At 66.4% G+C, this 9,899-nt stretch carries 11 protein-coding genes; 8 read left to right on the plus strand and 3 right to left on the minus strand.

What is annotated here, in order from left to right:
• Positions 1 to 1,276 (minus strand): sensor histidine kinase (locus H8B02_RS40805; protein ID WP_229171341.1); only part of this gene is annotated, 1,276 nt, incomplete at its 3' end.
• 221 nt (positions 1,277 to 1,497) lie between these two features.
• Here H8B02_RS40805 and H8B02_RS40810 point away from each other — a divergent pair.
• From H8B02_RS40810 to H8B02_RS40835, 7 genes are all read left to right on the plus strand, one after another.
• Complete coding sequence (locus tag H8B02_RS40810; RefSeq protein WP_229171342.1) at positions 1,498 to 2,292, plus strand: MotA/TolQ/ExbB proton channel family protein; 795 nt, start codon at positions 1,498 to 1,500, stop codon at positions 2,290 to 2,292.
• Positions 2,289 to 2,960: a DUF2135 domain-containing protein gene (locus tag H8B02_RS40815; RefSeq protein WP_229171343.1), complete on the plus strand. Its 672-nt coding sequence runs from the start codon at positions 2,289 to 2,291 to the stop codon at positions 2,958 to 2,960. Before H8B02_RS40810 ends, H8B02_RS40815 begins: the two co-directional genes overlap by 4 nt.
• Positions 2,953 to 3,561 (plus strand): hypothetical protein, encoded by a 609-nt coding sequence (locus tag H8B02_RS40820; protein WP_229171344.1) that lies wholly within the window; start codon positions 2,953 to 2,955, stop codon positions 3,559 to 3,561. Before H8B02_RS40815 ends, H8B02_RS40820 begins: the two co-directional genes overlap by 8 nt.
• Positions 3,562 to 4,170: 609 nt before the next feature.
• Complete coding sequence (locus tag H8B02_RS48275) at positions 4,171 to 4,305, plus strand: hypothetical protein (protein ID WP_256375171.1); 135 nt, start codon at positions 4,171 to 4,173, stop codon at positions 4,303 to 4,305.
• Positions 4,302 to 4,895 carry a TetR/AcrR family transcriptional regulator gene (locus H8B02_RS40825; RefSeq protein ID WP_229171345.1) on the plus strand — a complete coding sequence of 198 codons (594 nt, stop codon included), beginning with the start codon at positions 4,302 to 4,304 and terminating at the stop codon, positions 4,893 to 4,895. The genes H8B02_RS48275 and H8B02_RS40825 overlap by 4 nt, the downstream gene beginning before the upstream one ends.
• A gap of 107 nt (positions 4,896 to 5,002) precedes the next feature.
• Entirely contained in the window at positions 5,003 to 5,743 is a 741-nt protein-coding gene (locus H8B02_RS40830) for a metallophosphoesterase family protein (RefSeq protein ID WP_229171346.1), read from the plus strand.
• 5 nt (positions 5,744 to 5,748) lie between these two features.
• Positions 5,749 to 7,215, plus strand: coding sequence for a serine/threonine protein kinase (locus H8B02_RS40835; RefSeq protein ID WP_229171347.1), 1,467 nt, complete (start codon positions 5,749 to 5,751; stop codon positions 7,213 to 7,215).
• Between the two features lie 100 nt (positions 7,216 to 7,315).
• On the opposite strand, the gene rpe is transcribed toward H8B02_RS40835, so the two are convergent.
• On the minus strand, positions 7,316 to 8,017 hold the full coding sequence (gene rpe, locus H8B02_RS40840) for a ribulose-phosphate 3-epimerase (protein ID WP_212309949.1): 702 nt from the start codon (positions 8,015 to 8,017) through the stop codon (positions 7,316 to 7,318).
• 251 nt (positions 8,018 to 8,268) lie between these two features.
• Between rpe and H8B02_RS40845 the strand changes: the two genes are divergently transcribed.
• A complete protein-coding gene (locus H8B02_RS40845) occupies positions 8,269 to 9,093 on the plus strand; it encodes an EF-hand domain-containing protein (protein WP_229171348.1) in 825 nt (274 codons plus the stop codon).
• On the opposite strand, the gene H8B02_RS40850 is transcribed toward H8B02_RS40845, so the two are convergent.
• The coding region (locus H8B02_RS40850; RefSeq protein ID WP_229171349.1) for a P1 family peptidase at positions 9,090 to 9,899 on the minus strand (810 nt) is incomplete at its 5' end. The two genes, H8B02_RS40845 and H8B02_RS40850, sit on opposite strands and share 4 nt — an antisense overlap.

Raw genomic sequence — 9,899 nt, forward strand, 5'->3', positions numbered from 1 at the left:
CGCCGGTGAGGCCGAAGCCCGCCGACTGCGCCACCTTGGCGGCATCGCCGCCGCCATCGTCCTCGACCCGCACCAGCAGCGCGTTCTCGGCTCCGGTGCGCCGCTCGATCCGCAGCACGATCTCGCGCGCGGCGCTGTGGCGCAGCGCATTGGTCAGGCACTCCTGCGCGATGCGATAGGCAGTCGCGGCGACCGTGCCGCTGATGTCGGCCAGATCGCCCTGCAAATCGAGCTGGATCATCGGCTGCGTCGTGCGCGATCGCCAGCTGTCGACGAGATCGACCAGGCTTGCCTCCAGCCCGAGCTCTTCGGCCGGCGGATGGCGCAGGCGGTTCAGCGTATCGCGCAGGCAGGCGATGATGCGGCGCGTGGCCTGCGAGATCATCCGCGCGTCCTGCGTAATTTCGGTGCCGGCGGCGTATTTGTCGCCGGCGCTTGCCTCGATCGTGGTGGCGAAGGCGAGGATCGCGGTGAGATTCTGGCCGAACTCGTCGTGCAGCTCACGGGCCAGCGCGCGGCGTTCGTCGCTGCGGATTTCGAGCAGCCGCCGCGTCAGCAGCGTGCGCTCCTCCTCGGCCTGCGCGAGGCGGTCGCCGAGATCGCCGACGGCGCGTCCGATCATCGCGAGATCCATCGAGCGGACGCGCGGCAGCGGCGTGCGGTACTCGCCGTCGGCCATGCGCCGCAGTGCTGACACGATCGAGTGGGCGGGCGCCAGCGTGTGTGCGATCGCGAGCGAGGCGAGCAGCGCGATGGCGAGCGCCATCAGCAGCGCGACATGGATGTTGTCCAGGATGTGCTGCCAGGCGAGCGCGATCGCGGCGTCCGGATCGGAGATGGCGCGGACGGTTCCGGCGGTCGCGGCCCGAGCGCTGATCGGCCGCTCGACGGTCGCGTGATCGCCGAGCACGGCCTGCACGGTCGCCGCGAACCAGCGCGGCGGTGCCCTACCGATGCCCTTGCTCTGGCCGCAGAGTGGCTTCTCGAAGGCGCCGGCCGGTTCGGACTGCACGCAGATCCCCGGCGCGATCAGTCCCATGGTTTCGATGGTGCGCCAGTCCGGCGCCGGCAGCAGTTGCTCGCGCATCCGGTTGCTGCGCAGCAGCAATTCGCGCCAGTACAATGCTTCAAGTGCCTGCGAGACCCGCTCGGCGGACGCCGACGTGGCGCGATCGACGCTGCGATAGGCATCGATCGTGGCCCAGAAGGTGGCCGCGGCCAGGCACAGCGCGACGATGACGAGCAGGCGGGCGACCAGTTGAAGCACGAGGCGCATGCGATCACTCCACAGCCGGAGCATGATCCAGAATGAGGGACGAAGCGTAACAGCAACCCCGTTCCCGGCAAGTGCAAGCATGCCCAGCCATGCAGGTCGGGAAATTTGCCCGACGAAACTTGGGCAGATGTCTTTGGACGACACACGCCGGCTCTGCTCTAACTGCAGGCGAGGCCGCCGCGGAGCCTCATGGAACAATCGTCACAGGGAGCTCACGCAGCATGAATGGCAAGGTCGGCGCCGCCGCCGCATCGGCCGGCACGGATGCGGCGGAGCGCAGCGTCCTGTTGCTCTGGATGATCTTCACCGGGCTTTCGGTGTTCGCCGCCTTCCTGCTGTGGCGCTACGGGCTGATCCGTCTCATGGTCAGTTCCGACCGCACCTACATTTCCAGCGTCATCGCCGTGCTCTACATCGTCACCTGCATCCATTGCTTCTGGCGGACGCGGGCGATTGCGCGGGAAGGGGAGGTCGCGCGCGGCTGCCGCGCCATCCTCGCCGCGCCCGACGGCGCCAAGGCGCTTGTATCAGGGGCGCTGGCATCGGATGCACGCCGCCTGCCTGGTGGCCTCGTCACCGATCACATCAGGAGCCTGGTGCAGAAGGCCGATGCGCAAGCCAAGGGCCGCATCGACCAGACCCTGCTGCTGCGGACGCTGGCCGATCGCCTGCGCGGGTCGAACGGCTTTGGCGCCTTCGTCTCCGACACGCTGATGAAGCTCGGCCTGCTCGGCACCATCATCGGCTTCATCATCATGCTGGCGCCGATCGCCTCGCTCGATGCCGCCGACAAGGTCGCGATGAAATCGTCGATGGGCCTGATGAGCGACGGCATGGCGGTCGCGATGTACACGACGCTGGCCGGGCTGATCGGATCGATCCTGGTCCGGATCCAGTACTACATGCTGGATTCCGCGACCCAGCGGGTGTTCTCCGATGCCGTCGTGCTGACCGAGACGCACGTCACCCCGGCGCTGGAACGCCGCCTTGGTACGCCCCTTGGAACGCCGCCATGATGGACGAGTTCGGGCTCTATCCGCGCGAGGAAAGCTTCGATCCCCTTGGTGTCATGCTGTTCAAGGCGCTGCAGGTGATCGCCTTCCTGTTCTTCCTCGCGCTGCTTTCGGTGTCGCCGGACTCCAAGGAAGGCAAGATCGACTCCAAGGCGGAGTTCATCATCACGATGGACTGGCCGGACAACCATCCTGACGATCTCGACCTGTTCGTGCAGGACCCGGCCGGCAACATCGCCTGGTACCGGCATCGCGAGGCCGGCTTCCTGACGCTCGATCGCGACGATCGCGGCGGCGCCAACGACTTCATCGTGGTCAACGGCAAGAAGATCGCCTCCCCGATCCGCGAGGAAATCGTCACCTTGCGCGGCATCGTCGCCGGCGAATACACCGTCAACGTCTCGCATTTCCAGGCGACGACCGGCGAGCCGGTGCAGGCGAATGTGAAGGTGCAGAAGCTCAATCCGACGGCGCAGGTCATCTTCGACGACAAGCTGACCGTCACTCACACCGGCGACGAGAAGACCGCGGTCAGGTTTCGCATCGACGCCGAGGGCAACGTGATCAACGTCGACCAGCGGCCGAAATCGCTGCTGGAGACGTTTCGCAACGTCCACGCCAACGGCGCCGATCTCGACCCGAAGACCGGGGTGAGGATGCGCCGTGATTAGTCTGCAGTCGGTCATTCTCACGCTTGCGGTCGCCTACGCGGCGGTCGGCGCGCTGCTGCTGATCGTGCTGGTCTATGCGCGGCTGCACTGGTCGCTGAAGGCTGCCGTGATCGTCGTGACCAGCGCGTTCTATTTCGTCAGCTTCGGCGGCATGCGCGGCCTGCTCGGCTGGGCCTCCGCGGAGAAGCTGCCGGCGAATTTCAAGCTGCTGTCGACGCGGATCGTGGAGCCGCATTCCCTGGAGGGCGATCCGGGCTCGATCTATCTCTGGGTTGAGGCGCTCGATGAAGACAACCGGCCGAGCGCCGTGCCGCGCGCCTTCCGGATTCCCTACAGCGACGCGTTGGCCGAGCAGACCCACACCGCCGACAACGAGATCAAGGCCGGGCATCCGCAGGGCGGGCGGGCGGCGGATTTCGGCGGCGGCGACGGGACCATCATGGATTTCGTCAGGGAGTACATCACGCCGAAGACGATTCTGGAGACCACCGGTGGCGACTCCACGACCGGGACCTTCGTGCCGCCGCCGGCCGGCGCGCAAGGATCGGTCTTCACGCCGCTGCCACCACCCCGAATGCCGCCCAAGGACGAGCAGCAATAGATGGATGCGCACCGACACGCGGATGGCATAAAAATAGGGATCGCCAATAATCGGTCAGCCGGGTGGACAGTAGTCATCCGGAATTCCTCAATTCCCTGAACCGTGTAGTCTTGGGGCTAACCGGGGCTAGATTTCATCCCCAAGCCATTTTCCCGGCAAAGGGGCCGCTGCGTGAAGCGGCCCCTTTCGATTCCGGAGCCCGGTTCCGATGCCTCAGAGCACTGTCAGGAATGCGATCGCGAGAACCATCAGCCACCCGACGATGACGAGCGAGACCACCGCGCCCGCGGTGATCTTGGCGATCTCCTTGAAGGTCATCGGCCGGTCCATGCAAACCTCTCCCGGGTAGCCCTGAGGGGGACATAGGCACGGACTGGCTAGTCGCCCCGGCCGCTCACGGAACGGTGTAGCGCGCCGCACGGCCGGGCCGCAGGGGGCCCGTCCCGACCGCATAGCTGTCATCTCGCAAAGTTTGTCTGACAGATATTGAAATCTGTCAGCGGGATGGTGTATATAACAAACAGCCCAAGGGAGGAGGGCGCCCAGTGGCTGTTCCGGCGTTTGGCCGGGGGAGCCGTACTTAATTGACTACCTCGAAGGACTACCTCCATGACGATAGAAATCTTTCAATTGACCGCCCAGATTCAACAGTGGCTCAATCTTCGCGTCGCCCGTCATCTGGCAGCCCAGGCTGCCAAGTTCAGCCGCGGGCAGGACAGCGATAACCAGACGGTAAACGCATGAACGAGGCGGTGGTTTTGACACCCGAGCGGATCCTCGAAGCAACCGAGGATGTATTGAGGCGCTTCGGGCTCGCCAAGGCCACCGTTGTCGACGTTGCCCGTGCGCTGGATGTCAGCCACGGCAGCGTATACCGCCATTTCCCCAGCAAAGCCTCGCTCCGCGATGCGGTCGCCAAACGCTGGCTCGACCGCGCCAACGAGCCGCTGTGCAAGCTCGCAGCGAGCGATGGCCCTGCGCCGGAACGGCTGGAGAAATGGCTGCGCACCGCCTTTACAATCAAGCAGAAGAAGGTCTGCGACGATCCCGAGATGTTCGCGACCTACCTCGCACTCGCGCAGGGCGCGCGTGAGGTGGTGGAAGCCTACAAGGACAAGCAGGTCGATCTGATCGCGAAAATCCTGTCCGACGGTGTCGCGCAGGGAGTGTTCGAGGTCGACAATGTGAAGGCGACCGCACGAGCCGTGTTCGACGCAACCGTCCGCTACCACCACCCGGCGCATGCCGAGGAGTGGGCCAAGCCGGAATGTCCGGCGCGGATCGATGCCCTGATGGCCCTGCTGCTGCGGGGCGTGCGGGCGTGCAAGCCCTAGCCGACCTTTCTTCCAACATCCTCTGACCACCTGATGCCTTTGGCCCGATTGCGAGCCCGGGGCCGCGTGTGCTTGATATCGGGCAGGGATCAGCAGCGCGGACCTCGATGCGGCTTGCACTCTTTGCCGATATTCATGCCAACCGGCAGGCCTTCGCGGCCTGTCTCGATGCTGCGCGTGCGCGCGGCGCCGAGCGGCTGATCTGCCTCGGCGACATCGTCGGCTATGGCGCCGATCCCGAATGGGCCGTCGATACTGTGAAGGACCTCGTCGCGAAGGGCGCAATCGCGGTGCGCGGCAATCATGACAATGCGATCGGCGTGCCGAGCGACAGCATGAACGCCGACGCGCAGGCCGCGATCGACTGGACTCGCAGCCGGCTCAGCGGCGAGCAGAAGGAGTTCCTCGCCGAGCTTCCGATGTCGCGGGAAGAGGACAACCGCCTCTACGTGCACTCCGAGGCCTCCGATCCGGCGAAGTGGCGCTACGTCCGCGACACTGCCGATGCCGCGCGCAGCATGATGGCAACCGAATTGCAGATCACGTTCTGCGGTCACATCCATCGTCCCGGCCTCTACTCGATGTCCCCGACCGCGAAGATGACGAGCTTCGTTCCGACCGCGGGCGTCGCGGTGCAATTGTTGACGGGGCGGCGCTGGCTCGCCGTGCTCGGCTCGGTCGGCCAGCCGCGCGATGGCGATCCCGCGGCTTCGTTTGCGATGTTCGACACCGCAAGCCGCGAGATCACCTATTACCGCGTGCCCTACGACGTCGCGACCGCCGCCGCGCGGATCAAGGCCAATGGCCTGCCGCATTGGCTCGCCGATCGTCTTTCGATCGGCAGGTGAGCGACATGGCGGCGCTGACGATGCAGGCGGGCGCCGAGATCGATGGCTTCACCATCGGCGAGCGCGTGCACCGCGGCGGCATGGCGACGCTGTGGACCGTCACTCATCCGGGCATCACCGTGCCGCTGTTGATGAAGGTGCCGCTCACCTCGGAGGGCGAGGATCCGGCTGCGATCGTCAGCTTCGAGATGGAGCAGATGATCCTGCCGCGGCTGTCGGGGCCGCACGTGCCGGCCTGTTTCGGCACCGGCGATTTCGAACGCCAGGCATATGTGGTGATGGAGCGCATCCCCGGCCAGACGCTCTACAAGCGGCTCGACGCCCTGCCGCTGCCGTATGAGGAGGTGAGGGTGATCGGCGGCAAGGTCGCGACCGCGCTTGCCAGCCTGCACCGGCAGAACGTCATCCATCACGACATCAAGCCGAGCAGCATCATGTTCCGCGAGCGCGGCGAGGCGGTGCTGATCGATTTCGGCCTCTCGCATCACCAGCATCTGCCCGATTTGTTGCAGGAGGAGTTTCGGCTGCCTTACGGCACCGCGCCCTATATGGCGCCGGAGCGCCTGCTCGGCGTGCGCGACGATCCGCGCAGCGACCTGTTTTCGCTCGGCGTGCTGCTCTATTTCTTCACCACCGGCGTCCGCCCGTTCGGCGAGACCGAGACCCTGCGCGGCATGCGCCGGCGGCTGTGGCGTGATCCCATTCCGCCGCGCAAGCTCATGCCCGATTATCCGCCGTGGCTGCAGGAGATCGTGCTGCGCTGCCTGGAGATCGATCCGGCCGCGCGCTATCCGACCGCGGCGCAGCTCGCCTTCGATCTCGGCCACCCCGAGCAGGTCAAGCTGACGGCGCGGGCGCAGCGGCAGAACCGCGATCCGTTCGGCACAGTCTGGCGACGCCGCTTCAATCTTGGCGCGGCGCCGCCGCAGCCGAAGTCCGATGTCGCAGCGCAGCTCGCCTCGAGCCCGATCGTTGCCGTTGCGCTCGATCTCGGCGAGGGGACCGAGACGCTGAACGAGACTATCCGCGTCACCGCCGAGCAGGTGCTGTCGACGTCGCCGTCGGCGCGGCTCGCCTGCGTCAACGTGCTGAAGCTCAATCGCCTGGCGATCGACCGCACCCATGACGAGCAGGGCCAGAACAAGCATATCGACCGCCTGGTGGCGCTCCAGCATTGGGCGCGGCCGTTCAGGCTCGAGGAGGGGCGGCTGACCGTGCATGTGCTGGAGGCGATCGATCCCGCCGCCGCCATCCTGGAATTCGCCGCGGTCAACCTGGTCGACCACATCATCATCGGCGCGCGGCAGAGCTCGATGCGGCGTACGCTGCTCGGCAGCGTGTCCGCCAAGGTCGCAGGGGAAGCGCCGTGCACGGTGACCGTGGTGCGGCCGTCGCGGCTGACGCCGGCGACGGACGCTGACGACAACGACGGCGCGGCGGAGGCCGCCGCCACGCCGCCCGCATTATTCTAGAACTTCGGTTCTGATCGGATCAGAACCGAAGTTCTAGATTTCTTGTTTGGACGCGTTTTCTTCACGCGAACCGGTACCCACTTCGCTCGAAAACGCTCTGTCAGATCGCTTCGCCGCGCGCCTCGGCGGCCGCATGGCGGATCGCGGCGATGTTGGTCTTGTAGGCCTCGACGGTGCCGCCCTTGAAGACGGCGGATCCGGCGACGAAGGCATTAGCGCCGGCCGCGGCGAGCTGGCCCGCGACATCGGGCGCGACACCGCCATCGACCTCGATGTCGATCGGGCGGCCCGCTGTCATCGCCCTGACGTCAGAGATCTTGCCGATCGCCGAGCGGATGAAGGCCTGGCCTCCGAAGCCGGGATTGACCGACATCACGAGCACCAGGTCGATCAGGTCGAGCACATATTCGATCGCGCTCACAGGCGTTGCCGGATTGAGCGAGACGCCGGCCTTCTTGCCGAGCGCGCGGATCGCCTGCAGCGAGCGATGCAAATGCGGGCCGGCTTCGGCATGTACCGTGATGTGGTCGCAGCCCGCCTTGGCGAACGCCTCGAGATAGGGGTCGCAGGGCGAGATCATCAGATGGGCGTCGAAGATCTTCTTGGTGTGCGGCCGCATCGCCTTGATGACATCGGGGCCATAGGAGATGTTGGGAACAAAGTGTCCGTCCATCACGTCGAGATGGATCCAGTCGGCGCCGGCCTGGTCGACGGCGCGGACCTCCTCGCCGAGCTTTGAGAAATCCGACGCCAGGATCGACGGGGCGATAACGAGGGGACGCGGGGTGAATGACTGAGTCATAGCGCAGTTCCGAAAGGCTTCAGGGGGCGACGGGTGATCCCGCCTAACACGCGGACGCGTGGCGGGCAATGCGAGCGGACCGCGCCTCGGAGCCGGAAAATTCTGCCGCCGGCGGCAGCTCTTGCCGGGTGCGCGGAACCTGCATCGATGCGCCAAGGCCTGGTTTTATTGGGTTTTTGCCATGGCACGCCGCTTGCTGCGCCTTTGCCAAGCGCTTGAGCCGCCAGGCGCGGCCTTGTTGGAGTATTGCCATGTTATTTGCCATTGGCGCTGCGTCATCCGCCATCGATCTTTTGAGCTCGCTGATGTCGTCGAAGTCGACGACACAGACCGGCAGCTCCACGCAGGGAAATCAGTCGACCGGGCTGTTCTCGGCCTCGACCGATACCTCGACATCGACCAGCAGCAGCACGGGCACAGGCTCCAGCAGCAGCTCCACGCAGATTTCGCCGCTGACCATGAGCGCGCTGCTCGACGCGCAGAGCCAGTCGCAGACCACGGCCGCGACGAGTGCGACCCCGACCAGCCGGTCGGATGCGCTGAAGGACCTGTTCTCGCAGATCGACGCCGACGGCAACGGCCGGATCACCAAGACCGAATTCGAGAATGCGCTCGGCGCCGGCGGCACCAACATCGCGCAGGCCGACGATGTGTTCTCCAAGCTCGATGCCAATGGCGACGGCAGCGTCAGCCTCGACGAGATGTCGCAGGCCCTGCAGGGCCACAAGGGCGGCGGCCATCACCATCACCACGCGGCCGGCGGCTCGACCGACGGATCCGGCGCCAGCAGCAGCTCGGGCGGATCGAGCTCCGATCCGCTGATGCAGGCGCTGAACGGCGCGACCTCGACGTCGGTGACCAACAGCGACGGCTCGACCACGACGACGATGACCTATGCCGACGGCTCCAAGGTGTCGATGACGTCGCCGGCGGCGGCTTCCACCACCAGCAGCGCGAGCTCGTCCTCCGCCGGCAGCAACGCGACCTCGTCCTACAATTTCATCGAGCAGCTGATCCAGCGCCAGTCGCAGGCGATCTCGGCCCAGGCCTCGTCGTCGCTGTCGGTCAGCGCCTAACCGAACCGGTCGTGCCAACTCGGCAGCGCGCCGGGGAAGGGCAGGGCGGTGGCTGAATGGACGCCGCGTGCGATGGCGCGCGCCACCGTGTTGGCGGCGATCGCGCCGAGCTTGGTCAGGCCGAACAGCGGATCGACCGGCTTGGCGCCGGTGGCCGCGGCAAACACCACGTCGCCATCGAGCGGGGCGTGCACCGGATAGATCGCGCGCGCCATGCCGGTCTGCGCGATCATCGCAAGGCGCTTCGCCTGCGGCTTGGTCAGCTGCGCATCGGTCACGACGACGACGAGCGTGGTGTTCTCGGCGGCGGTGGCGTCCGCGCCGCCCTTCAGCCGCAGCTTCAGCATGTCCGGCGTGAACGTGGGCGGCAGGCCGCGTCCGCCGAATTCGCCGTCGACCTCGAACGGCGCCGCCCAGAACCACGGGCCGCTGCCGACCGTGACGCTGCCGACCGCGTTGACCACCGCGAGCGCGGCTACCTTGATGCCGTCGTCGGTCACAGCAGACGCCGAGCCGAGGCCGCCCTTCAAATTGGCGGTAGTCGCGCCCATGCCGGCGCCGATGCTGCCGAGCTCGAATTTGTCGGAGGCGGCATTCGCGGCCGCGTAGCCGAGATCGCGATAGGGCGGAAAGCGTCCCCACGCCTTGTTGCCGCCGTTGAGCAGATCGAAGCAGATCGCGCCCGGCACGATCGGGATCACCGCATCGCGGATGCGAAAGCCGCGGCCGCGTTCGGCGAGCCAGGCCTGCACGCCGCCGGCCGCGTCAAGCCCGAGCGCGGAGCCGCCGGACAGCGTGATGGCGTC

This window comes from Bradyrhizobium altum (assembly GCF_020889705.1).
Classification (GTDB): Bacteria; Pseudomonadota; Alphaproteobacteria; order Rhizobiales; family Xanthobacteraceae; genus Bradyrhizobium; species Bradyrhizobium altum.

Bases quoted from the DNA above. Each gene is read 5' to 3' on its own strand.
- H8B02_RS40810 (WP_229171342.1), top strand. From the start codon at position 1,498: ATGAATGGCAAGGTCGGCGCCGCCGCCGCATCGGCCGGCACGGATGCG.
- H8B02_RS40815 (WP_229171343.1), top strand. From the start codon at position 2,289: ATGATGGACGAGTTCGGGCTCTATCCGCGCGAGGAAAGCTTCGATCCC.
- H8B02_RS48275 (WP_256375171.1), top strand. From the start codon at position 4,171: ATGACGATAGAAATCTTTCAATTGACCGCCCAGATTCAACAGTGGCTC.
- H8B02_RS40825 (WP_229171345.1), top strand. From the start codon at position 4,302: ATGAACGAGGCGGTGGTTTTGACACCCGAGCGGATCCTCGAAGCAACC.
- H8B02_RS40830 (WP_229171346.1), top strand. From the start codon at position 5,003: ATGCGGCTTGCACTCTTTGCCGATATTCATGCCAACCGGCAGGCCTTC.
- H8B02_RS40835 (WP_229171347.1), top strand. From the start codon at position 5,749: ATGGCGGCGCTGACGATGCAGGCGGGCGCCGAGATCGATGGCTTCACC.
- rpe (WP_212309949.1), bottom strand. From the start codon at position 8,017: ATGACTCAGTCATTCACCCCGCGTCCCCTCGTTATCGCCCCGTCGATC.
- H8B02_RS40845 (WP_229171348.1), top strand. From the start codon at position 8,269: ATGTTATTTGCCATTGGCGCTGCGTCATCCGCCATCGATCTTTTGAGC.